Consider the following 24949-nt stretch of genomic DNA (forward strand, 5'->3'; position numbering starts at 1 on the left):
TTCGTATATCGAAATCGGTGGTAGAATTGTCACAAAAAGATAACTCATCTCACTTCAGCCCCTCTGGTTGTTGTGACTTGTCCAATGAATGGCTTTCCTTTTTTGAATTTCATTATCCTCTCGTACACGCTTAGCACCATTTAACATGACGTAGGCGCTACCGCATACAAATAATCCTCCCAAGATAAACCAATACAGCATTTCGATTACCCTTCTCACTAGTTGTTATTACACGGGGTCTCGAAGAATGTATCCGATTCCCCATATGGTTTGAATCATGTTACGTGAAACTGTAGACGCTTTGGACAATTTATCTCGAATTCTTTGTATATGCGTATCAATCCTACGGTAGTTTTTGGGTTGCTCCTGCTTCCAAACCACATGAAATAAATGCTCTTTCGTTAGTACAACATTAGGATTGCTAGCCATGTATAATAGCAACTCATATTCCTTCAACGAAAAATGAACAGGTTTATGGTCCGCTAGAATTCGATGGGCAGAAGGCTCAATGATCAGATGAGAAAGTTTAATAAATTCCCTGTTACTAATCATTGAATCGTTAGATCTCCTAGGCGTGTAGCGTTTAATGATCGCTTGGATACGAAGAATCAACTCTGTGGAACTGAACGGTTTAAGTACACAATCATCAGCGCCAGCTTGAAAACTCTCCAGCATCTGATGTTTGTTATGAGTCAACACGATAACCGGCACCTCGTTATCTTTCTTGATCTTAGAGCAAAGAGTGAGTCCATCCTGATAAGGAATTGCTGCATCCAATAAAACGAGACTATAGTCGAATTGTCGTGTTTTAAGAAATGATGATTTACCATCATATGCTTGATCAACCATGCAGCCTTCCTTCGCAAGATTTGATTTAAGAAGCATTTGAATGTGTCTATCACGAGCAACAATGAGAATTTTGGTTCCGTATTTTAACAAATATATAATCACTTCCTTGTCCTTGCGTCTCAGTCATTGAAAAATTCCCTATAAGTTTTAAGCGAATGCCTGTGATGAAATAAAAATGACCCAGCGCTATTTCATTCTAGAATGGCTTACTGTATAATGCGAAAGAGACCGATCGGTATTTTTTATATTATCATGATATGAGTGAATTGCAAGGTCGAATTGGATAATTTGTTTAAAACAAATGAAATAAAGAGGTTCATTCGGAGGAACACATGAAAAAAGGAGATCGAACAAGAGAGCACATTATTATGAAATCGGCTGAAATTTTTAACCAGAGAGGATATGCCGGTACATCGTTAAACGATATTATTGCCGACACAGGAATTAAGAAGGGGGGCATCTATCGACATTTTGCCAGTAAAGACGAGATAGCGCTTGAAGCCTACAATTATGCTGCCCGTATGGTCTCCAGTAAATTTTCTTGAGCGGTCGATCAAGAGCAGTCTGCGTCAGGAAAGTTGGTTGCTTTTTTTCGTGTATATGAGAATGTCGTCAACGATCCACCCTTTATTGGCGGATGCCCCATGCAGAATACAGCTGTAGAAAGTGACGACACTCATTTGGAGCTTTGTGGCCAGGCAAGGCAAGGGATGCATACCTTCTTGGATATGATGAAAAGTATTATTCGTGACGGCATTCAAGCTGGGGAGTTTAGGGAGGATCTGGATGTGGATGCGCTAGCATCATTTGCATTTTCCTTGCTCGAAGGAGGGATTTTACTCAGCAAGTTGGATGGGGATAACAAGCACATGCTAATGAATAAAAAAATCTTCTCATCCTATTTGCAGCAATGCTGCTTAAAGACCAGTTAATCTGGTGTACTGGCACATCGGAATGGAGCTGGGCATCATCGATGACAACTCAAGCTCAGAGTCTAGACTTTCGATGGATCGTCTCTTTTCAGTATAAGCTGTCTTATGCAATAGCCCGAACGGGTGGTTTTTATATTTTTCACGGAGTTGTAAGAAAGAATTGATCTTTACTTGAACGTTTAGAGGAGAAGGCGTGACCACGATTGCAAGGCTAACCGTCGAATATATAATAAATTATAAATATCAGGTTTTGTAATATTTCAACTGCATTTCTCACAAATTTGGGGAAATGTCAACTTACTATGTGAAAAAGTTCTCTATTTATTCATGAAGGAGCTGAGCATATGTTAGCCCCCGAAGGTCGTAAAATTTTACGTCTAAACCTGATGTATTAATTCTTCATTTTATAGACAGGAACAGCGTTGGAGGGAGGAAGTAAATATGGGAATCGATACGGTACTATGGAGTAAATTGGTAACTGGAATGACGCTAGGATTTCACGCTATTTTCGCGACACTTGGCGTGGGGATCCCGTTAATGATTTCACTCGCCGAGTTTATCGGTATTCGTAAGAAAGATCTTCACTATATTCTAATGGCAAAGAGGTGGTCACGAGGGTTCATTATCTCTGTTGCAGTAGGCGTAGTCACAGGAACAGCAATTTCGTTACAACTCTCCTTGGTATGGCCCAATTTCATGAAACTTGCGGGAAATGTCATTGCGCTTCCATTGTTTATGGAAGTGTTCGCCTTCTTTTTTGAAGCCATTTTCCTAGGCATTTACCTGTACACGTGGGAACGGTTTAAAAACCCGATGATGCATTGGTTACTAACGATTCCTGTCGTCGTCGGTGCAGGGATGTCTGCCGTTTTTATCACGACGGTAAACGGATTTATGAATCAACCGGGGGGATTTACGCTTGAAGGAGGACAATTCACAGCCGTTGACCCCGTTCAAGCAATGCTGAATACGGCAACATTCTCCAAGGTGTTTCATGTATTAAGTTCGGCTTATTTAACAGGAGCTGCTCTGCTGGCAGGTGTTGCAGCATTTGCAATACTTCGAAAAGGGGTTTCAGCATACCACAAAAAAGCCTTAAAGCTGATGATGGCTGTCGTTTTGGTGTTCAGTTTAGTAAACACATTAGCCGGTGACGTATCCGCTAAGTTTTTGGCCGAACATCAACCTGAAAAACTCGCAGCAGCCGAATGGCATTTTGAAACTGAAAGCGGCGCAGATTTGATTTTTTTAGGGTGGCTTAATGTTGAGCATGAAATTATAGGAGCACTCCACCTTCCCAAATTTCTGAGTTTCTTGGCTTTTGGAGATTTCAATGCAGAAGTAACGGGTCTTAATGAGTTTCCTATCGACGAACAACCGTCACTCGTGGTTCATTACTTTTTCGATTTAATGGCAATGATTGGATTTGTATTATTAGGCATTTCCTTTCTGTATTTCCTATTTGTACTTTGGAAAAAGCGTAACGAACTCAACAAGTGGATGCTGCGAATGATTGCATTAGGAGCACCGCTTGCTTTTTTAGGAGTTGAACTGGGGTGGTTTTACGCAGAACTCGGCAGGCAACCTTGGATTATCCGAGGATATATGCGTGTAGAGGAAGCGGCTACGACATCCCCAAGCGTCAGGATCCTTTTTTTCTTTTTCCTTCTACTATACATTGTATTGGGAACCGTTAGTGTTCTTGTGCTTCGTCGCATGTTCAATAATAATCCGGCGGAAGTTGAGATGGAGACGTGGACGCAGCATGCAAGCGACAAATCAACATGGAAGGGTGAGCACACATGATGAATTACGAATTGATTGGAATTTCAGTGCTCTGGTTGTTTTTGTACGGATATATCATCATCGCTTCCATTGATTTTGGCGCAGGTTTCTTTGCCTTTTATGCTCGTTTAACCAAACAGGACCCTGTAATCAATAAACTGATTTCTCGTTACTTATCGCCAGTTTGGGAAATCACGAATGTATTTTTCGTTTTTTTCTACATTGGCATGATCGGCTTTTTCCCAGAAACCTCCTATTATTATGGATCAGCCATGCTTGTCCCAGGAAGTCTTGCGGTCATTTTGCTCGCTATACGCGGCTCATTCTATGCATTTGAAAATTATGGCTCCAAAAATAATATGGTTTATCTGTTTCTGTATGGAGCAACCGGAGTGCTTATTCCTGCTTCATTGTCAGTGGCGCTGACATTATCCGAAGGCGGGTTTATCTTGAAACAAGGAGAGACGGCCTCGTTGGATTACTGGGCACTCTTGAGCAGTCCACTGTCTTGGAGCATCGTTGGACTGGCCATCGTATCTGTTTTATTCATTAGCGCTGCTTTTCTGGCTTTTTACGCTTCGCGTGCTGAAGATCATGCTGCATTGAAATTGATGCGAACCTATGCGCTTTTTTGGAGCACGCCTACAATCGTTATCGCACTGACAGCTTTTATTTTTTTGGGTCAACACAATGAGCGGCATTTCCAAAATATGATGGATTTATGGTGGCTACTCGCGCTCTCCGTTGCCTTTTTCATGATTGCCATGTGGTTATTATATCGAGGAGGTCGTTACGGGATGGCGTTTATATGCATCATGCTGCAATTCTTCAGTGCTTTTTTTGCTTACGGCATTGGACAATATCCTTACATTCTTGATCCATACATCACCATTCAAAGTAGTGTCACCTCTTCGTCTATGGGATTCGCACTGGTTGTGGCGTTTATCGGTGGTATGTGTCTCTTAGTTCCTTCATTGATCTTGGTCTTCAGGCTTTTTCTGTTTGATGCGGATTATGTGAAAGGAAACAAATAGAATAGTACATTGTTTCTTACAGTAATATTTCCCACAAAGCCACTTTCCGGAAGGAGGAGAGTTTTTACGTGAAGAGAAGTAAGAACCTCATTGCTCAACACATGTCTGCACAACGAAAATATCTTGTTCTTCTTGGCATCATATCCTTTGCACTTGGTACAGCCATTGTTGGTCAGGCTGCATTGCTTGCAGAAGCCATCCAGCGTATCTTCGTGGAAAAAGCCTCTTTCTCATCCGTGGCTATGATCCTTGGCATGCTTTTGGCGATTATGGCTTTACGTACGTTGTTATCATTTGTTAATGGGAGAATTGGTCTCCATATGGCTGCCACTGCAAAGACCAACATGCGAGAATCTGTTTTGCACAACTTGACCCGTGTTTCCATGGGTTTAAGTCTTCAGGGACAGACGGGAGAGAGGGTTAGCGTAGCATTGGATGCCGTAGACGAGGCGGATAGTTATTTCAGTCAGTACATCCCGAAAATGGTGGAAGCGATGATAATTCCTATTTTGGTCCTGATCGTTACATTCACTCAACATGCCAATTCAGGTTGGATCATGATCTTTACGGCTCCGTTTATTCCAATATTCATGATCTTGGTGGGGCTAAAGACGAAAAATAAATCGGAAGAAAAATATGCACAGCTGGCCCACTTTTCCGGTACGTTTCTGGATTCGCTTCAAGGGTTGGTTACATTGAAAATATTCGGGCGAACTCAGCGTCAGCAACAGGAGATAGAGCGCAGTAGTCTCAACTACCGTGATACAACCATGGATATTTTGAAAATCGCATTCATGAATACGTTCATGTTGGAATCCATTGTGATGCTTAGTATCGGTGTTGTCGCCCTTGAGTTGGCCATTCAGTTGGTTGTTTACAAATCAATGGCGTTTCACACTGCTTTACTCGTTCTGTTACTCGTTCCAGAATTTTATAATCTCTTAAAAAATACAGGCACCGCTTTTCATAGCGGGCGAACAAGCATGGGAGCGATCCGTAAGGTTGAGAGTATGCTTGAGAAGAATAGGGTAGAAGCGCATGTAAGGGATGGAAACGATCAGATGCCAAATGTTCAAATATCCCATGCAATACCACTTCCAGTACCCCCTTCGATAGAACTGAAAAATGTACGATTTCAGTATGCTCCTGATTCATTTGAATTCCACTCGGGAAGTGTGTTTCTTAAACCGGGGGACAACATTGCCATTGTTGGTAAGAGTGGAGCCGGTAAAACGACACTGCTTCATCTTATTGCCGGTTTGCTGAAACCGGATTCGGGGATCATTCTGGTTAATGGAAACCCGCTCTCTCAAGATAATGAAGAAGTATGGTTTAAACATGTTAGCTACATCACACAACACCCTCACATTTTTGCAGGTACATTCGCAGAAAATATTGCGATCGGTGCAGGGAGAGACGTTTCTAGGGCAGAAATCGAGAAAGCGGCAGAGGAAGCCGGACTTACAGCGGTTGCAGCACAATTGGATAAGGGGTTTGATACATTCGTTGGCGAGGGCGGACGTGGACTATCTGGTGGTGAAAAGCAACGTCTGGCCTTGGCACGCGCATTTTTGAAACGACCGGCCATCATATTGTTCGATGAGCCTACAGTAGGGCTCGATTTGCACACCGAAAGCATACTACAACGTTCCATTTCCACTTTGTCGAAAACGTCTACCATGATTACTGTGGCACATCGTTTATATACGATTCAACATGCCACCAACATTTTGTTTGTAGACCATGGATCGATCGTGGATTCAGGGTGTCACGAGGAACTTCTGAAACGATTGCCCCAATATGCTGAAATGGTCGCTGTTCAACAAAAAGGAGGATTAGCATGAGTGAGCTGGCTATGTTGTCAAAAGCGATGTTTCAGGAGCGGAAGGATATTATCTTTTCGATACTAGGAGGGTTTATTGCTGGAATAGCCGGTGTAGCTCTCTTTTCCGCAAGTGGGTATCTGATTGCTCAAACGGTATTTGCGCCACCGCTCTATACATTGATTATCCTTACATCTCTTGTGAAATTTCTTGGTTTTCTCCGGTCCTCGAGCCGTTATGGAGAACGATTGTATACCCACCGGGCGACGTTCTCCATTCTCAGCCGTTTACGAACTTCCTTTTTCTCTAAGCTCATCCCTTTGACACCCGGAATACTCAATAAAAATCGAAGTGGGGACCTACTTGCACGGATCGTTGGAGATGTAGAAAGTTTACAAAACTACTTTCTGCGCGTTGCATATCCGCCGCTTGTTGTCATTATGGTGTTTTTGGCAACGGTACTTTTTACAGCTTCCTATTCCTTCTGGATTGCTGGTTTACTGGTATTGGGAATGTTGATGACTTCACTGGTCGTGCCTGGAATTGTTCTGTTGGGACAACGAAAAATACATGAGCGTGTCCGTGAGCAGCGATCGAAACTGTCCACGGAAATCACAGAAACACTGTATGGATTTCGGGATTTAAAGATTTATGGGCAGTTGGCACAGCGTGAGGAGCAACTTCAGCACTATTCAGCTTCATTGGCAGCTGAACAGCAACGAGCTGCTAAACAATTGTTACTGGGACAATCCATGCATGTTTTTGTTACATTTTTTATGGCTTGGGGTGTGCTGACGCTCAGTGCCTATTTGATTATGGACGGAAGACTTGCTGGCGTATTTCTTGCCATGCTGGTTATGGCCACGCAAACCGTTTTCGAAGAATCAGCTGCTTTGGCTGTATTACCTGCATATAAGCAAGATAGCGAACATGCAGCCCATCGGCTGACGGAAACAATACCATCTCAAGCGACAACATTGCGATTAAGTAAGTCTGAGTCTTTACCAACTGATTTACCTGTATCCATTGAAATAAGCAACGCTACTTATCAATACGAGGGGGAGTGGAGGCCAGCACTAATGAATTTCTCACTACATCTTGCTGCAGGTTCTAAAACAGCGATTGTTGGGCCGAGCGGGTCAGGAAAATCTACGTTAATCGAGTTGTTGCTCAAACTGCGAACAACAACATCGGGGAATATACGCATAAACAAAGTCTTGATTAACGAATTGGAGGAGGCAAACATCTGGGAATTGACAAATGTAGTATTGCAACAAAGTCATTTTTTCAAAGGGACGCTTCGTGAAAATCTGTTGGAAGATGCAGATGAACATTTTGACGAGGAGCTAATGGAGGTACTTGCTAAAGCCCAATTACCAAATGTTTCGCTAAACCAGGAGGTCTATGAGAAAGGTGAAAACTTATCCGATGGAGAAAAACAGCGTCTTGCCTTAGCACGAGCCATGCTACGCAAAGGACTACTTTGGTTGCTGGACGAACCAACGTCTTCTCTGGACTATGTAACCGAGCAACGCGTTCTAAAGCAATTGTACGAGCAAGCTAGCGGAGATACACTTCTTCTCATTTGTCATCGCCTCACCGGTCTAGAGAGGATGGATCAGATTGTCGTCATGGAGCAGGGCGAAATTGTGGAGATCGGCTCATTTACGGAATTGATGGAACAGAAGGGATACTTTTATAAGTTAAAACAGATTGAACTACAGATGATTGGTGAATCTGGAGTTTAAAACGCTTGAGCTCCTGTAAGCTAATTGGTTGGTTCGGTTCACTCAGGCCGTAGGAGGGCGATTGAAAATGATGACAAACCATAGAAGAGTTTTACTAGTTGATGACGAGACACGCATTCGTACCATCCTACGAATGTATTTGGAGTTAGAGGGATTCATCGTCGAAGAAGCACCGAGTGGTACACAAGCCATCCAAAGATATGGTGAGAACCACGAAAATTATGATTTGATCGTGCTGGATTGGTTACTGCCTGACTTGAATGGGATTGAGGTTTGCAAGTGTATGAAACAGACACAACCTGATATTCCGATTCTGATGTTATCTGGGCGATCGGAAGAAAGGGACCGCATTGAAGGTTTTGAAGCCGGAGCAGACGATTACGTCATCAAGCCATTTAGCCCAAGGGAAATTGTGCTGCGTATACAAAACATGATAACCCGTGTATATTCTCCCAGTTCCTATGTTTCTGAAACCGATAATTTGCTAAATAACGCTATCATGATTGGTGAAATTGTACTTTATCCTTCAGCACGCCGTGTTATGGTGAAACAAAATGATGTCCATCTGACTCCGAAAGAATATGATCTGCTCTATTTCCTGATCACACATCAAGAAACAGTATATTCTCGTGAAATATTGCTTACAGAAGTTTGGAAGTCATCGCACAGAGAGATTTACGAACAGCGTACAGTAGATGCCCACATTAAACGCCTGCGTGAGAAGCTATTCTCCTATTATCCGGAAGGAAAAGAATGCATTCAGACATTATGGGGACGTGGATATATGTTCCATAAACTTTAATTTTGGGAAACCAAAATTACATTAAAAATGGACGAATGAGGCACCAATCCGAAGTGATTGGTATCCAACTGACGCAGCGGAATTCCATTCCAAACAACAATGAAAATGAACCTGCTCCCTCAGTAAGGAAGCGGGTTTTCATTTATAATATGGATTAGAAGAGGGTATGGAGAGGCGTGGCATGTGGAACAGGTCTCGTTTCATGATTAGGGGGCTATCACTTTTACACAACAATCCTGCAAATAGGACGCAAAGCATGCTGTATTCATTTGCATATGCTTATTATCCCCATCCAATTTGCTGAGCAAAATGCCTCCTTCGAGCAAGGAAACGGCAAATGAAGCAAGTGCATCCGCATCCAAATCTTCCTTAAACTCCCCACTATTCATCCCGTCAAGAATTATACTCTTCATCATATCCAAATAGGTATGCAGCCCTTGCCTTGCCCGATCACGAAGCTCCGTATGAGTATCATCACTTTCTACTGCTGTATTCTGCATGGGGCATCCGCCAATAAAGGGTGGATTATCAACAACATCTTTATACACACGAAAAAATGCAAGTAACCGCCCTGACGCAGACAGCTCTAGGTCGACCGCCTCAGCAAATTTCCCGCTAACCATACTGGCAGCGTAATTGTAGGCTTCAAGCGCAATCTCATCTTTACTTGTAAAATGTCGATAGATGCCCCCTTTCTTAATTCCGGTGTCGGCAATAATATCGTTTAACGATGTACCGGCATAACCTCTTTGATTAAATATTGCTGCCGATTTCATAATAATATGCTCTCTTGTTCGATCTCCTTTTTTCATGTGTTCCTCCGAATGATCTTATTCTAATTTAACATTATATCAAATTTTAAAACCGAAGCCTTGCCAATGTTTTAAATCCTGATATAATAAAGGTACCGATCGGTATCTTTTATTTTAAAGCAAAACCATTCCAAAGGCAAACTTGTCTGGCTTCGGCTCAGTGCTTACCTTTAAGTTCTATTGAACAAACTAATGTGGAATGGATTTCGAACGAAACTAGGAGGATCATTCAATGAGTGTAAAAGTAGGCATTAATGGTTTTGGGCGAATTGGAAGACTCGCATTCCGTCGGATTCAAGAGGTGGAAAATATCGAGGTTGTAGCGATAAACGATCTAACTGACGCAAAAATGCTGGCTCATCTGCTCAAATATGATACAACACAAGGCACTTTCCATGGTGACATCAAAGTTCATGATGGAGCCTTTACTGTTAACGGTCAAGAAATTAAAGTGCTGGCTAACCGTAACCCTGAAGAAATTCCTTGGGGCGAGCTTGGCGTAGATATCGTACTCGAATGTACAGGTTTCTTTACCACCAAAGAAAAAGCCGAGCTTCACCTGAAAGGCGGAGCAAAGAAAGTCGTTATTTCCGCTCCGGCAACAGGCGACATGAAGACCATCGTGTACAACGTAAACCATGAAACACTAGACGGATCGGAAACCGTCATTTCCGGTGCTTCCTGCACAACGAACTGTCTGGCTCCCATGGCTAAAGCACTGAACGATAAATTCGGCATTCAATCCGGGTTGATGACAACCGTTCACGCCTATACAGGCAACCAGAATACCCTTGATGCGCCAGATTCAAAAGGAGACTTCCGCGCAGCACGGGCTGCTGCAGAGAACATTGTTCCTTACTCCACCGGTGCAGCAAAAGCCATTGGCCTCGTTCTTCCTGAACTGAAGGGCAAACTTGATGGCGCCTCTCAACGTGTGCCTGTGCCAACAGGCTCCGTAACGGAACTCGTAGCCGTATTGAACACCACAGTAACAGTTGATGAAGTGAACGCCGCTATGAAAGAAGCATCTGATCCAGAAACGTATGGATATACGGAAGACCAAATCGTCTCTTCCGATGTGAAGGGAATGACATTCGGGTCTCTTTTTGATGCCACTCAAACAAAAGTTCTAACAGTTGGCGACCAGCAACTGGTGAAAACTGTAGCCTGGTACGATAATGAAATGTCTTACACCGCGCAACTGGTTAGAACATTAGAATATTTCTCAAAAATCGCTGAGTAACATCGCTGCAATTCTTCTTGATTCTAGCTGCAAGCGTCAAAGAGCAGGGGATTTCCGAATATCCTGTTAATCTTATAGCTGTACACGTCATTGACTGTATTGGCAATAGAAAGGAGTCATGAAATGAGAGATTCTGAGGAATTGTTCGAAGAGGTAGATGATGTATTGAGAAGACTACGTCCTTTTTTAATGCGCGATGGCGGAGATGCCGAATTGGTTGAGGTCAAGGACGGAGTGGCTAAATTAAAATTCTTGGGAGCGTGCAACGGCTGTGCTAGTGCAACGATCACATTGAAGGCTGGCATTGAAAGTGCCATTTTTGAAGAAGTGGATGGCATTCATGAAGTCGCTCAAGTCTTCTAGAAAGCCTCTTTCCATGCGCGTGTTACAAGATATTTGTCCTAAAGTAAAGGCCAACGATAGCTCTTTCAATATGGAGGGCGGGGACAATGGTCCCCGCTTATTCTATTTTATCCACTTTAATAGTCTTGGATCTGCCGAATGTCATGAAGGAAAGCCACGAATCAGTACAAGCTAATCAACGTTGATCCTAAGATGGTGACCGTTAATCTGGCTGTGTCGAAATACGTTCCCTTCCATGTCAAATGGTTCACCACATAGCCGAGGGTATCTGCATTTGTAGGTCCTATAATACGCTGCGTCGCAATCAAGTCGTAGCGCGTGTTTTTTTCATGGGACACGATCGGTGACAGGCTCCCCAGAGCCAAAACCTCGCCTTTGGTAGGCTGCTTTAATTTTCCATCCGGGTTGTAATACTGTGCTAGATATTCTGAACCTTTATTGCTGATGTCGATGAGGAACAACACATCCATTTGTGGGCTGCTCACACCAACTTTGTAGTAATCCTGATAATGTACTTGGAAAGGATGCGCCTTGTTGAAGGCCTCATAATCAAACATCATGCGGAGTGCATTATTTTTAAAGGAAAATACATAAAAAAAACCGTAACCACCGCTACCCCCTGAATCGATGCTGACTAAAATATCCGAAATGCGATCCCCTGAAAAATCCCCTAGGAACAATCTTGCATTGTACCCCGCATTACTCGCCAAAGGTACTTGGGTGATTTGTGCCGTGCGCCCATCTTGAATAATCAAGGTTATTTGAACAGCAAAATTCCCTTCACCAGGCTTATTCCCATATAAATACACATAATCGTTAACACCGTCACCAGTGACATCCCCTATTTTTGCATCTAACAAGACCATACTTCTTGAAGCAATCTCGTGCGCATACATGGGTGCAAATAAATATTCGTACATATGGAACCCTCCTTATTCGAAACTCATGCCTTAATGATTACTATATGTAGGTGAGTACCTAGTCGACAGTTCATTCGCCCACGAATCAGAATACCCATTCTGAAAATTAATTAAAGTTAAGACGAGATGTTTGTCGCGCTGCCCGTTTTATTAAGCTAACGCGCAGGATAGTGTAACAAATGCATTATATTTATGATACGGCTCTCTGTAAATCAATCTATAACATATCGAATTTTCTAGCAGATTCTATGTTGCAGATTCCTTCAGGGCGGAAGAGGGACTGTGTTGGGGTCTGTTAAAGGAGACTGATAGTAGATTCCCGTACTCGGTTTGGCAGCGGTTTGGATCATGCTGCACAGCAAAGAGCGCAGGTTAGACCTGATCTTTCTTATATGGGTAGTTGCCGGAGGGAAGTTTATTATCTGGATATTTTATTGCTTTATTCGAATAAGTATTAGCAACCTAATCAGTGCAGTTAGTTGTATACTTTTTATACTCTGGTTCGTTCCTTTACAAAGTCCGCGTTATCCGTGGCTTCTTTTTTTAATATGAGAGGTTGAGGAACTACTTGAATGAACAAACTATGTTATGCTGAATACAACAAAGTGCGTTCATTTCAAGAAAGGGGTTTAAAATGCCATGTGCCGAAATATCAAGACCTTATTCAATTTCGACCCGCCTGCGACGGATGAAGAAATTCAGGCTGCAGCGCTGCAATTCGTAAGGAAGCTCTCGGGCTTTAACCGTCCTTCCAAAGCGAACGAAGCGGCGTTTAACCAAGCAGTGCAAGAGTTTACCGTCGTTGCACGGCAGCTGCTGGATTCTCTGGTGACTCAAGCCGAACCCCGCAATCGAGAGGTCGAGATCGCTCGGGCCCGGGCACGATCCGCTAAGCGATTCGGGGAATCCTAAGCGGGTAAAGATGGAATCGCATTAGAGGTACCTTAAAGAAGAGCGCTTAAATTATTATCGACAATTAATTGATACGTTGATCATCGGTATCAATTAATTGTCCGGTGACAAAAACATTGTAACATTAGAAGTCGCTGATTAAGCGGCTTTTTATATTATGGAAGAGGTACGATGGACTATGTTCTTGTCCAGTCGAAGGGCAAGAACATAGTCCGATTACCGATTAGATAAGCATCAAACTAACTGGACACGACATTTGAATTCACCGACAATCAGGCCACCGATTACTTTAGTGTCCTTCTTCCTATGTTTATAAAGGCATAATCATAGCTCTTGGGCCAAGCGGAAAATGTAGACTTTGCGCTGTGGGAATCGGTTTGTTGCTTATGATGGCATCCAGAATAGGGAATACCAGCGTAGCTGACACCACCCGGATAAAAAAGTAAGAACTCTCCATGTCTGGAGAGTTCATTTTATAGGTAATAAGTCTAAAATTTGCAGCCTATTAGATTAAACTAACGTTCCCCGATAGTTGAGCAACTACTGCTAACGTAAAATCTTCCTCAATACCACATAATCAAGCTAGCAATTCCGAACACGAGCAGGGCTGCGCTAATCAACGATTCATTTAAATGAGTCACCTCTAGCAGAAAAGGGGAGATGTAGGTATAAGCGAGAGAATATCCACCTAACCAGAAAAAAGTTACCGCCAATGCAACCAAAACCTGAGGTTTTCTTAACAAAGCTAATTGCTTGATCAAAGGAACAGGCTTGTGCGACCTGTTGAGCTCTGTAGGTATTATTTTGTCTGCCGTCCTTATTTATTTTACCGGATATCATAATCTAGACCCGCTGATCAGCATGATCATCGGAGGAATCATTTTTATCGGCGGAACTAAAATTATCCGCGAATCTTACTTGGTGCTGATGGAATCCGTGCTATACAAATTTCGACCTGGACGCCATCCGTAAGGATATTCGTACCATTTGAATGGATCAAAGATGTTCATGAGCTTCATCTATGGTCCGTATCGACCGATCATTATGGTGTCACTTCGGCCAATGTAAATTTCATTAAGCTAGCGGGCAGGATAGCCCCTCGCTACTTTTATTCCTCGATGAGAATGCCCGCAGCTTTCAAATGCCCATAGGTAACAATTCTACTAAACTGAGATGAAGCTTCTTCCACAGAAAGAGGCTGATCGTTTTTAATCCACCAATTAACAACCCCCATGAAAGCCGATACAAGATATTCGAGCAGCAATTCCTTGGAAATCGCTAAATGCGATTGTCCCTGAGAAGGATCGCCCATCCCATTTAATTTATCTTTAATGATATTTTCTATTTTTGCTCGAAATTGATAGATTCTGTTCTCTTCAATTAACATGGCATAGTAAAAGGTCTTGTTGCGCGAGATATATTCCAGCACAGTTTTCATGACCCTTTCAAGTATAGAAATGCTGAAGGGATTCATGCTAATGGGACAAAGAACTACGGCATCCTTTAGTTCGCTCAACAATTCATTTATACATGTTTCCAATAAATCAGGCTTGTTTTGATAGTGAAGATAAAAAGTGTTTCGGTTGATTATGGCCCGATCGGCAATATCCTGGATTGTTATCGATTCATATCCCTTTTCCTGAATAAGCTCATAAAATGCCTTTCGAATGGATTGTTTCGTGCGCAGTATTCTCAGGTCGGTCTTTTTGTGCATTTTTTTTGAGACCCTCCTAATTTTATTTTGAGTTGTTATACGACAAAGTTTGATGAGTTGTCTGTTATCCTTCAAAACTAAAATTATTGAATATTGAGTGTAATAATAGCCTTTATTATAATGAGCGATAGATAAATAAACAACAAGTGCTTATTATTTATCAAATGATTGTAAAAACCAAGGAGGATACCCAAATGATATCAAAAAATCAAAATGAGCTTGTTCTTAAGGCGATCGCTGTTCTGGAAAGTTTTGAGAGCGGCAACCCCGAAGCGATTACGGCTTACGTTAATCCAAATCAATATATTCAGCACAATCAAAGCTTATCCGATGGACGTGCAGCCATGCTTGGTGCACTTGATCATTTAAAACAAATTGGTACGAAGGTAAGTATTAAGCGTGCTTTGGTTGATGCAGATTATGTAGTTCTTCATTCTGTATATGAATTTTTTGGCCCCAAAATCATTATTGATATTTTCCGCTTTGAGGATGGCTTAATTGTTGAACACTGGGACAATATGCAAGAGATGGAGGGGAAGACACCAAGCAATCACACGATGATTGACGGGTCAGTCATGATAAAGGATATCGACAAAACGGATGCTAACAAACAATTGGTCAAAAGCTATGTTGAGAACATCCTGTTTGGGAAGAACCCAGGCCTGCTAGCCTCCTACTTTTATGGGGATAATTACATTCAGCATAGTCCGCATATAGCAGACGGCCTATCCGGTCTCCATGCTGCATTGCAGGCTCTAAATGAGAAAAACATAAAATTTGAATATACTCATCTCCATCAAGTGATAGGACAAGGTGATTTTGTACTTGCAGTGAGTGAAGGTCTATTCAATGGTCAAGAAACTGCTTTCTATGACCTGTTTCGCGTAGAGAACGAAAAGATCGCTGAGCATTGGGACGTCATCGAGGCCATATTGCCGGTGGAGAAACGAAAAAATTCAAACAGTAGATTCTGAGGATTTCCCTTCAAATGGATATAAAAGCGTTGCAAAAGCAACGCTTTTTTTATTCTTAACAAAATGATCATTAACTATATGTTCATTGTAAACGGACAAGGAGTAGAGAAGTATGAGAATACTGAAAGAAAAAATGACGTGGCTGGGAGTGGCAATTGTCTTGGTCGTATTGATTGTATTCGGATTTGCGATGATGGGTTCAGTGCTTGGGTCAGAACCAAAGGAGCTCCCAGTGGCCCTCGTTGTCCTTGACCAACCGATGGAGTTGCCGACAGGCGGAACGTTAGAGATAGGGAAGATGATCCAGGCGACATTAAGTTCGAACTCGGCGCTGCCGTTCGTCTGGTATGTTGTGGGCTCCGAAGAAGAAGCTCGGAAAGGACTGGATAATCGCGATTATTACGGAGCGTTGGTACTTCCGGCTGGTCTTAGTAACGGCTTGTATTCATTAGTAACTTCTTCGCCGGTCTACCCTCATGTAAAGATCATATCCAACGAGGGAATGAGCACTCAAGCCTCTACGGTAGTAACACAGGCATTGGGGCAAGCTTTGAGAATGATCAGCGTAGAACTGTCACTTCAGCTGCTTGAGCAGCTCGGACAGCAAAAGGAGCAAGTTCCAGTTGAGACAGCTAAAGCTTTAGTGACACCCGTGAACATTCAGAAAGAAGTCATACATTCACCGGGGATGAACAATGCGTCGGGAAACGCGCCGGCTTTGTTGACCCAGATTATGTGGATTGGAAGCCTGGTGACTGGAATTATCTTGTTCTTGGTCAGCAAGAAAGACGTTGCCGCAGCTTCAAGTAGATGGTCGGTCATCGCGGTGCAAGCGATTGTGGGACTTGCAATCATCAGCATTGCATCAGGCTTTACTATTTGGATGGCCATGTCGTGGTACGACATGGAAATGGCGGATGCAGGGGTGACTTGGTTGTTCTTATGGCTGGCCGGATCGACGTTTTTCCTGTTGCAATCTTCCTTGCTGAATTGGATCGGATTCCGAGCGATGCCGCTGCTCGTACTTCTGATGTTCTTCTCCATCCCGCTGCTGAACATGGCTCCCGAGTTCTTGCCACAGATAACACGAGATTGGATCTATTCGTGGACGCCATTACGGTTCGCCACAGGCGGGTTGCGGGAAGTGATGTACTTCGGAGGACTGGATGCGGCTTCTTCAAATGCATTGATCTTGGGGGGCGTAGCCGTGGGATTTCTTGTGCTGCTTCTCGCTTCAGGATTTAAGGCAGGTCGAAAAAACAACCAAAAAGACGTTTAGACTACTATTTCATTTGTTAACGATAGCGGACTCGCGAAAATTCGTAAGTATAAGTCAAAAGGACATAGCAGAAGCAATTGAAATGGATCGCACATCTGTATCTTTGGCGCTAAAGGATATTAAAAATCATGGGATTATCCAGTCTCCGCGAACATGACGTTTTGTCCGAGGAGATGAGATGATGAACAGCGGGAAATAATCATTTCAAATAGTCAGTTGAGTATTGCTACCGATAATCACACTTCATCAAGGTGTGATTAATTCGTTTAAAGGGGGATTCTAGCTTTTAATACCCACTTGCAAACTCAATCCACAATCAAATAATTATTTTTAAAAATTACAACTCGGCATTCTAATGCGAGTTGTTTTTATTTTTCTTTAATTGACGTACAAATGAAAGGGAAAGGAAGTAATGGGGTTGGATTTGTTCTTGTCGAGGGACAAGAAATAGTCCCATTGAGATTCGCTATTATAGCGGCTTTTTTGTTTTATCGCAACAAGTTCTTGTCCCGATTACCGATTAGATAAGTATCTAACATCCATGCAATCTCATTAAGCTAACGGGCAGGATAGTTGAAGATTAATCAAGGCGAACCTTATCACAAGTAACGGCGAAAATATTTGTACTTGCAATTTGAAAGTACAAATTCTATACTCTATTTATCACATAACGAAGCCGGTGGCGAAATGCCGGGACGGCTGATGACAGAAACAGGCAAAACCTTGCCGGCCCTATAGTTTAACATTTAGATAAATCTTAGTGTGCCGGTACTAAACTTAAACCGAAAGGAAGTTTACAAATGAATGGTAATCATTTCAGCGTTTTGGAATCAGGTCCTATTAGCAATCTTTTGAGTATGTCGAAGGATCCCATCCCAGGTAAGCTCTTTCTGAAGGACAAGCTTGGACTAACCGGCATGGAAGTTTCTCTGAACCAACTGCCGGAGGGAGGCTCTGTCCCGTTCTATCACACCCATCGCGAGAATGAGGAGCTATACCTATTCATTGGCGGCCAAGGTCAGTTTCAGGTAGATGGACAGATTGTTGATGTAAAGGAAGGAACGGCTATTCGTGTTTCACCTGAAGGCGAACGCACGCTTCGCAACAACGGTACTGGCGATTTGAATTTCATCGTAATTCAAGTCCAAGCGGGCAGTCTCCGTCAATGGGTACAGACGGATGGCGTCATACTCGATAAACCTGTGACCTGGCAGGTATGATATTAGGCCCCAGACTGATCATGACAGGTAAAGGGCAACCTGATTAGAACCACCACAATAAAACTTGCAAAATGCAAGCACAGATCGTATAATCATGCTCATGAAAAAGCGAACATCTACCGTTTGTCCAATTGTATATGCGCTCGATATATGGGGCGATCCATGGAGCCTCGTCATCCTTCGTGACGTCCTTATCCATAACAAGCGTTATTACCGCGATTTCCTGGCTTCACGCGAGCGCATCGCAACCAATATTTTGAGCGCACGGCTCCAATCACTAGTTGAAGCAGGCTTACTCGTCAAAATTGAAGGCGAGTCAAATCGGGCACAAACGATGTATCGGCCGACACAAAAAGCACTTGACCTAATTCCGGTCATTTTTGCCATCATGCATTGGGGCCTTGAGTACAATCCCAATACCGATATGAGTATTCCGATCATGCAAGAACTAAAAACGAACGAAAAAGAGCTGGAGCAACGCCTTCTACGGAATTTCGACGATGTACGTTCACAGTAAGATCAATCTCATATATTCGACGAAAGGAGCTGCCGTGGCAGCTCCTTTCGCATTTTTCGGCATTATGAGCGTTAAGGTGAACCGTATGGGGATTTTATCAGACCTGATATAGGAATAATAGTAAGGAACGAATTGGTACCAAATATAAAACAATTGATTCTAGACCATGGAATTTTCATAAAAAAGAATTATGAAAACAATAAGAAGGTGCAATACGCACCTCGTTATGGTTTATTTAAGAAGCATTCATTCCATAAATTCCTAATCGCTGAACATCTTACGAATCACGTAGCATTAGCTCATTGTAATGTAACTGTTCTATTTAAAAAAGAGAATGACTATGAAAATGCTTTAAATGGTTTTGAAGAGGCTGGGGATTTTCTTCATACGACATCGCTGCTGCGCTATCCTGTTTTTGTGGAGAAAAGAAACTACACGGGCACAAATCCGGAGACGTTATCCTCACCTTTGCTGCGGCAGCAGGTTTGTTCTACCTGTGAAGAGCTTGAGCAGTTGCAAGATGTGCTGATCATTCCGTTAGGAAAGGCTGTGGAGCGGGTTCTCCGCTGGTTCCCAGAACAAGGCCGCATCCGGGAGCAACAGGTGCTTTGGGGATTTCCGCATCCTTCCGGAGCGAATGGACATAAACACCGTCAATTCGAAGAACACAAAGAATTGATGAGGCACACGCTCTCCCTCTTTTTCGGGGATCGGCAGTAACATTTGGACGGGGAAAGTACAAGGAATGCCATGAAAATAGATCAGGTGCCAGCCATGCGTATACCGTCGTGAACATCTACGTGGAATTAAGGAAAATCGGTGATCCCGCCTGCGTGCGCGGAGTCTCTATGACTTGACTGGCACGCTTTTTGCGTTCCCCAAATCAAACTTCTGCTATGGCGTTTGCAGCGTATTTCCGGGAGATCCCCGTTTTTTGCCCGCTTGTCCTTCTTTTTTCTTCTTGTCATACGGTGATCGCATAGACTATAATATGACCATAAAATTGAAAACGCTTTATTATCCAATATGAAATCGATACCATATGCGGAGGTACAGTCATGAAATTTATCGATGTAAATGGCTTGTCATTATCTCAACTTATGATCGGAACGGGTGATCTAAAGAAATGGGGCAGCTGTGATATGTTGGATCAATTCGTTGCTGCCGGCGGAACAACCATCGATACGGCTCATCAGTATCGGGAGGCCGAGACGATTTTGGGAAAATGGATGGGGAAAAGAGGTAACCGCGATCAGCTGGTCATTATGAGCAAGGGGGCGCATCACGATGACGGAAGTCCCGGACCGAGGGTGAATCCCGGAGCGATCCGCAAAGATCTCATGGAAAGCCTGGAGCGGTTGGGTACGGACCGGATCGACCTGTACGCACTGCATCGGGATGATCCTTCCGCTGAAGTGGGTCCCATTATCGAAGAGTTGAACCGGCATTTAGAAGACGGACGGGTGCTGGCGATCGGCGCTTCCAACTGGACGCATCAGCGCATACAAGAAGCGAATGACTACGCGGGCCGGCATGGCTTGAAAGGTTTTATGTTCGATAGCGTGAACCTGAGCCTTGCGATTGCAAAAGAACCAAGATGGGAAGGGTGCGTATCCGCTGACGGTGCGGCATGCGAGTGGCATACACACAACCAAATGCCGCTGTTGGCCTGGTCTGCGCAAGCAGGGGGCTTTTTCTCAGGCAACTTCTCCCCGGATAACTTGTCAAACGAAGAAATGGTCAGAGTGTACTACAGCGACGAAAACTGGGAACGATACCAGCGTGCTGTACAGCTAGCTCAGGAGAAAGGCGTAACAGCGATCCAGATCGCGTTATCCTTCGTGCTGAACCGCCCTTTTCCAACCGCTGCCATCATCGGACCAAGAAGCGAGAAGGAACTTTCAGATTCCGTGAAAGCGATGGACATCGAATTAACGCCAGAGCAGCTTGCATGGTTGAACCTTGAACGAGAGGAGCTGACAGCCAAGTGAGGACTACATTTGCAGCCCAATTATTTACGCTCAGAAACGAAGTCAAACGAGATTTTCCCGGCACTTTAAGAGAGTTAAGAAAAATGGGATGGTCGGCCGTTCAGATTGATGGGCTTCATGGTTATGATGCAAAAGAGATCGCAGCCGTACTCAAGGAAACCGGACTTCAGACCGCTGGGATGCATGTTGGGCTTGAGCGCATGAAACATGATCTTGAAGCGGTTTTGGAAGAGGGGAAATTATTTAACACCAAGGATATCATCTGCCACTCTCTGCCTGACGCTTTGAAAAACGTGGAGGGTTACAAGTCGGTCAGACATGATTTACGCGAAGTGTCCAAAACAGTGACGCCGCTGGGGTTCCGGGTCGGTTACCATAATCATGATTTCGAATTTCATACCTCGTTGGACGGAAAGTATGCACTGGATTATGTGCTCGAATTAGATCCTTCCCAGCCCGTTTATGCAGAAATTGATACGTACTGGGTCCAAAAAGCCGGGGTTGATCCTTTGTCCTGCATCAGGAACTACGCTTCCCGCATGCCAATCCTCCATCTGAAAGATATGACCGCAGACGGTAAACAATATTTTGCCGAAATTGGAACGGGTAGGATCGACTTTATTCCGATTTTGCAGTGGGGGCTGGATCACGGGGTGGAATGGTTTGCAGTTGAGCAGGATTATTGCCCGGGCAGCCCTATGGACAGCTTGCAGCTCAGTCTGGAAAACTTGCTGAAGATGGAAGCGGAAATAACGAGAGGCTAAGCGAGGGAACAGCTAGGAAGGGGAACGAACGGGTTTAATTTGGGGACGTAAAAGCGATATGGCAAGCCATATTGATATGGGAAGGAGCTTGGAATCGATGCTGCTGACAGAGACGAAAATCAAGGAAAGACTGGAGGAAATCGAGAACACGAGATACCGGGATGCGATCGCAATCGAAGCTTTCCGCTGGATGGAGGATGAAGACGGCGAAATTGCGGCCAAACCCCCGCGGAGCGGTGAATGGTCCTCCATTCGCTTAAACGATACTTGGGAAGGGCGTGACCGGTATGCATGGTTATCCCATAAGGCGATGTTGCCGAAGGAATGGGCGGGGCGCAAGGTACTTGGCCGGTTTGACTTTGGTGAAACAGGGGGAGGGAACAACTCCGGTTTCGAATCTTTGCTATTTTTGAACGGATTACCTTATCAAGGTGTGGACTCGAACCATCAGGAAGTTTTTTTTCCGGAGGAAGCCATCGGAAGCGAGATCCAGATGGATATTCGTCTCTGGTCGGGTTTAGAAGGCGGTGGTCCGCCAAAACCACGGAAACATACGATTCGGCTCGCGGAGATATGCTGGCTCGATGAGCAGGTTGATGACTATTATTACACGGCACGGGCCGCATGGGAAACGATTCAGACGCTTGATGCGAATCATCCGGATCGTGTGCGGCTCATTCGTGCGGTAGATCGTTCGCTGCTTCTGATCGACTGGTCCTATCCGCGTTCTGACGCTTATTATGATTCCGTACACAGGGCGATTGAGCTACTGCGGAGTGATTTGTCGGAGATCGAGAAGCATTCGCGCGTGACGGTGACTTGCATCGGACATACGCATATTGACGTTGCCTGGTTATGGCGTTTAAAGCATACACGTGAAAAATCGGCCCGTTCGTTCTCGACCGTGCTGCGTTTGATGGAAATGTACCCGGATTACGTCTTTTTGCAAACACAGCCCCAATTATATGAATACATCAAAAACGATTATCCGGAAATCTACGAAAAAATACGCGAGCGAGTCCGTGAAGGGCGCTGGGAAGTGGCTGGCGGCATGTGGCTGGAAGCGGACTGCAATTTAACCTCCGGGGAATCGCTTGTGCGCCAATTGCTGTTTGGCACGCGGCTGTTCCGCGAAGAGTTTGGTACAGAGTGCCGCTACTTGTGGCTTCCGGATGTATTTGGCTACAGCTGGGCCTTGCCGCAAATTTTGAAGAAATCGGGCATCGATACTTTTATGACGACCAAAATCAGCTGGAGCCAGTTCAACCGGATGCCGCATGATACGTTTAAATGGCGCGGAATCGACGGTTCGGAAGTGCTGACACATTTCATTACGACACCGGATGAACATGACAGTCCTTATTATACATACAACGGAGTCGTCGAAGCGCAAATGGTCAAGGGCATCTGGGACAATTACCGGGATAAGAACATCCATGAGGAACTGCTTCTCTCTTACGGTTATGGCGACGGAGGCGGGGGCGTGAACCGCGAAATGCTCGAAATGCGCCGCAGACTGGACGAAATGCCGGGACTGCCGCATGTGAAGAACGGTACCGCAGACGCATATTTTGAGAGGCTTCAGCAGCAAGTTGAAACGACGGATCAATACGTTCATACATGGGATGGAGAACTTTATCTCGAATTTCACCGCGGCACCTATACAAGCCAGGCTTACAACAAGAAGATGAACCGCAAACTGGAGCTTGCCTATCGGGAAGCTGAATGGCTTGGAGTTTACGCCAGTTTGTTGTCTGGTAGTGGGGCCGCTTACCGTCAAGCTGAACTGAATAACGGCTGGAAAATCATCTTGCGCAACCAGTTCCACGATATTATCCCCGGATCTTCGATTCGGGAGGTGTACGAGGATAGCGCGGCGGAATACGCTGAAGCCGAAGGCATCGTTCGTTCGGCCTGGGCGCATGCGGCGGAAGCAGCGGTTTCCCCTGCCAAAGAGCAATACACCGTGTGGAATTCCTCTCCTTGGACGCGCCGGGACGTGCTGGCGGTTCAGCGGGCTGAAACAGATGGAGTCTGGACGGACGCAAGCGGAGAGGTTCTGCCAGCACAGAAGTCAGGTGATCAATGGCTGGTGCAAGTGGAAGCGCCTGCTGCCGGGCATACGACCATTTGTTTTAAACCGGCTGCCGCGGCGGCTCTGGAGCCATCTCCATTCCAATATGACCCTTCTGGCATCGTTACGCCGCATTATGACATCAAGTGGAACGAAGCCGGTCAATTGACTGAAATTTGGGATGCGGTGGCACAAAAGCAAGTGCTGGCGAGCGGAGAGGCAGGAAACGTACTGCAAGTGTTCGAAGACAAGCCGCTGATGTTCGACGCCTGGGACATCGATATTTATTATCAGCAAAAAATGAGAGTTGTGCAGGATTTGCAGTCAGTTGATCTGATTGAATCCGGCCCGTTGTCGGCATCCGTTCGTTTCGTTTGGAAGTATATGAACTCGATGATCACTCAGATCATGAAGGTATATGCCCATTCAAAACGCATTGATTTCGTAACCGACGTGGACTGGCAAGAACGCCAGCAGCTGTTAAAAGTAGCATTCCCGGTGGATATCCGTTCTACCGAAGCGACTTATGATATCCAATTCGGCAACGTGAAACGCCCGACGCATTGGAATACAAGCTGGGATTGGGCCCGCTTCGAGTCGGTTGGTCATCAATGGGCGGACCTGGCGGAACGAGGATACGGCGTCAGCCTGCTGAATGATTGCAAATACGGATACGATATCAAAGGAAATACGATGCGGTTGTCATTAATCAAATCGGCCAAAGAACCGGACCCGGAAGCGGACCAAGGGGCGCATGCCTTCACCTATGCACTGCTTCCTCACGAAGGCGACTGGTATGAGGCTGATACGGTGCAAGAAGCGTGGGCGCTTAATAATCCGCTGACGGTTAGCGGCGGAGGGTTGAATAAGCCGCAGTTATCCCTGCTGCGTACTTCAAGCGATAACATCATGATTGATGCGGTCAAAAAAGCAGAGGATAGCGACCGGGTGATCCTGCGTCTTCATGATTATGCCGGGCTTCGGAAACGGGTGGCGCTTTCAAGCGATCTGAACATCGTATCGTGGCAGGAATGCGATCTGATGGAACGGCCTATTGGGGAGTTGCAAGCAGGTGATCAAGTGGAGTTCGAACTGGCGCCGTATGAGATTAAGACGTTCTTGATCGATATGCGGGCATAATTTGATAGATTTGTTTTGTAGAAGAAGGCTTAACTTAAGCAAGGAGGGGTTTC

At 44.5% G+C, this 24949-nt stretch carries 23 protein-coding genes and 2 pseudogenes; 20 read left to right on the forward strand and 5 right to left on the reverse strand.

The window, feature by feature from the left end:
- Positions 1-228 precede the first annotated feature (228 nt).
- Complete coding sequence (locus E6W40_RS12165; RefSeq protein ID WP_136605693.1) at positions 229-939, reverse strand: response regulator transcription factor; 711 nt, start codon at positions 937-939, stop codon at positions 229-231.
- A gap of 242 nt (positions 940-1181) precedes the next feature.
- On the opposite strand from E6W40_RS12165, the gene E6W40_RS30360 reads away from it, so the two are divergent.
- The 7 genes from E6W40_RS30360 (at position 1182) to E6W40_RS12195 (ending at position 8973) form a co-directional block, all read left to right on the forward strand.
- On the forward strand, positions 1182-1394 hold the full coding sequence (locus E6W40_RS30360; protein ID WP_342774694.1) for a TetR family transcriptional regulator: 213 nt from the start codon (positions 1182-1184) through the stop codon (positions 1392-1394).
- A gap of 33 nt (positions 1395-1427) precedes the next feature.
- Positions 1428-1781, forward strand: coding sequence for a TetR family transcriptional regulator C-terminal domain-containing protein (locus E6W40_RS30365; protein WP_425464920.1), 354 nt, complete (start codon positions 1428-1430; stop codon positions 1779-1781).
- Between the two features lie 441 nt (positions 1782-2222).
- Positions 2223-3587, forward strand: coding sequence for a cytochrome ubiquinol oxidase subunit I (locus E6W40_RS12175; protein ID WP_136605694.1), 1365 nt, complete (start codon positions 2223-2225; stop codon positions 3585-3587).
- Entirely contained in the window at positions 3584-4600 is a 1017-nt protein-coding gene (locus E6W40_RS12180; protein ID WP_136605695.1) for a cytochrome d ubiquinol oxidase subunit II, read from the forward strand. Before E6W40_RS12175 ends, E6W40_RS12180 begins: the two co-directional genes overlap by 4 nt.
- A 68-nt stretch (positions 4601-4668) precedes the next feature.
- Complete coding sequence (cydD, locus tag E6W40_RS12185) at positions 4669-6444, forward strand: thiol reductant ABC exporter subunit CydD (protein WP_136605696.1); 1776 nt, start codon at positions 4669-4671, stop codon at positions 6442-6444.
- Positions 6441-8171, forward strand: coding sequence for a thiol reductant ABC exporter subunit CydC (gene cydC / locus E6W40_RS12190; protein ID WP_136605697.1), 1731 nt, complete (start codon positions 6441-6443; stop codon positions 8169-8171). The genes cydD and cydC overlap by 4 nt, the downstream gene beginning before the upstream one ends.
- A gap of 67 nt (positions 8172-8238) precedes the next feature.
- Positions 8239-8973, forward strand: coding sequence for a response regulator transcription factor (locus E6W40_RS12195; protein ID WP_136605698.1), 735 nt, complete (start codon positions 8239-8241; stop codon positions 8971-8973).
- Positions 8974-9179: 206 nt separating this feature from the next.
- Here the strand turns inward: E6W40_RS12195 and E6W40_RS12200 are convergent, their stop codons facing one another.
- Positions 9180-9785, reverse strand: a complete 606-nt coding sequence (locus E6W40_RS12200; protein WP_136605699.1) for a TetR/AcrR family transcriptional regulator — start codon at positions 9783-9785, stop codon at positions 9180-9182.
- A 232-nt stretch (positions 9786-10017) separates the two neighbouring features.
- On the opposite strand from E6W40_RS12200, the gene gap reads away from it, so the two are divergent.
- Together gap and E6W40_RS12210 are read left to right on the forward strand one after the other, a co-directional pair.
- Positions 10018-11028: a type I glyceraldehyde-3-phosphate dehydrogenase gene (gene gap, locus E6W40_RS12205; protein WP_136605700.1), complete on the forward strand. Its 1011-nt coding sequence runs from the start codon at positions 10018-10020 to the stop codon at positions 11026-11028.
- Positions 11029-11151: 123 nt separating this feature from the next.
- A complete protein-coding gene (locus E6W40_RS12210; RefSeq protein ID WP_136605701.1) occupies positions 11152-11391 on the forward strand; it encodes a NifU family protein in 240 nt (79 codons plus the stop codon).
- Positions 11392-11552: 161 nt separating this feature from the next.
- On the opposite strand, the gene E6W40_RS12215 is transcribed toward E6W40_RS12210, so the two are convergent.
- The gene (locus E6W40_RS12215; protein WP_246072978.1) at positions 11553-12311 is read right to left on the reverse strand and encodes an FG-GAP repeat domain-containing protein; all 759 of its coding nucleotides are present in this window, start codon (positions 12309-12311) and stop codon (positions 11553-11555) included.
- A gap of 639 nt (positions 12312-12950) precedes the next feature.
- Here E6W40_RS12215 and E6W40_RS12220 point away from each other — a divergent pair.
- A complete protein-coding gene (locus E6W40_RS12220) occupies positions 12951-13223 on the forward strand; it encodes a DUF2277 domain-containing protein (RefSeq protein WP_053493401.1) in 273 nt (90 codons plus the stop codon).
- A 575-nt stretch (positions 13224-13798) separates the two neighbouring features.
- On the opposite strand, the pseudogene E6W40_RS30065 reads toward E6W40_RS12220, so the two are convergent.
- Positions 13799-13996 (reverse strand): annotated as a pseudogene (locus tag E6W40_RS30065) (MFS transporter); the annotation flags it as partial.
- A gap of 4 nt (positions 13997-14000) precedes the next feature.
- Between E6W40_RS30065 and E6W40_RS12230 the strand changes: the two are divergent.
- A pseudogene (locus tag E6W40_RS12230) lies at positions 14001-14281 on the forward strand (cation efflux transmembrane domain-containing protein); the annotation flags it as partial.
- Between the two features lie 50 nt (positions 14282-14331).
- Here E6W40_RS12230 and E6W40_RS12235 read toward each other — a convergent pair.
- On the reverse strand, positions 14332-14937 hold the full coding sequence (locus E6W40_RS12235; protein ID WP_136605702.1) for a TetR/AcrR family transcriptional regulator: 606 nt from the start codon (positions 14935-14937) through the stop codon (positions 14332-14334).
- Positions 14938-15131: 194 nt separating this feature from the next.
- Between E6W40_RS12235 and E6W40_RS12240 the strand changes: the two genes are divergently transcribed.
- The 9 genes from E6W40_RS12240 to E6W40_RS12280 all read left to right on the forward strand — a co-directional run bounded on the left by E6W40_RS12240 (position 15132) and on the right by E6W40_RS12280 (position 24896).
- Positions 15132-15911: a nuclear transport factor 2 family protein gene (locus E6W40_RS12240; protein WP_136605703.1), complete on the forward strand. Its 780-nt coding sequence runs from the start codon at positions 15132-15134 to the stop codon at positions 15909-15911.
- Positions 15912-16023: 112 nt separating this feature from the next.
- The gene (locus tag E6W40_RS12245; protein ID WP_136605704.1) at positions 16024-17190 is read left to right on the forward strand and encodes a YhgE/Pip domain-containing protein; all 1167 of its coding nucleotides are present in this window, start codon (positions 16024-16026) and stop codon (positions 17188-17190) included.
- Entirely contained in the window at positions 17129-17347 is a 219-nt protein-coding gene (locus tag E6W40_RS30480) for a helix-turn-helix domain-containing protein (protein WP_136605705.1), read from the forward strand. The genes E6W40_RS12245 and E6W40_RS30480 overlap by 62 nt, the downstream gene beginning before the upstream one ends.
- A 643-nt stretch (positions 17348-17990) precedes the next feature.
- A complete protein-coding gene (locus E6W40_RS12255) occupies positions 17991-18410 on the forward strand; it encodes a cupin domain-containing protein (protein WP_136605706.1) in 420 nt (139 codons plus the stop codon).
- Positions 18411-18510: 100 nt separating this feature from the next.
- Positions 18511-18927: a winged helix-turn-helix transcriptional regulator gene (locus E6W40_RS12260; protein ID WP_168928902.1), complete on the forward strand. Its 417-nt coding sequence runs from the start codon at positions 18511-18513 to the stop codon at positions 18925-18927.
- Between the two features lie 207 nt (positions 18928-19134).
- Positions 19135-19647 (forward strand): hypothetical protein, encoded by a 513-nt coding sequence (locus tag E6W40_RS12265; protein WP_136605708.1) that lies wholly within the window; start codon positions 19135-19137, stop codon positions 19645-19647.
- A 338-nt stretch (positions 19648-19985) separates the two neighbouring features.
- Positions 19986-20918, forward strand: a complete 933-nt coding sequence (locus E6W40_RS12270) for an aldo/keto reductase (RefSeq protein ID WP_136605709.1) — start codon at positions 19986-19988, stop codon at positions 20916-20918.
- Complete coding sequence (locus tag E6W40_RS12275) at positions 20915-21682, forward strand: sugar phosphate isomerase/epimerase family protein (protein ID WP_136605710.1); 768 nt, start codon at positions 20915-20917, stop codon at positions 21680-21682. The genes E6W40_RS12270 and E6W40_RS12275 overlap by 4 nt, the downstream gene beginning before the upstream one ends.
- A gap of 97 nt (positions 21683-21779) precedes the next feature.
- The gene (locus E6W40_RS12280; RefSeq protein WP_136606965.1) at positions 21780-24896 is read left to right on the forward strand and encodes an alpha-mannosidase; all 3117 of its coding nucleotides are present in this window, start codon (positions 21780-21782) and stop codon (positions 24894-24896) included.
- Positions 24897-24949 lie beyond the last annotated feature (53 nt).

It is taken from the genome of Paenibacillus dokdonensis, assembly GCF_004916975.1.
In the GTDB taxonomy this organism is placed as follows: Bacteria; Bacillota; Bacilli; order Paenibacillales; family Paenibacillaceae; genus Paenibacillus_AQ; species Paenibacillus_AQ dokdonensis.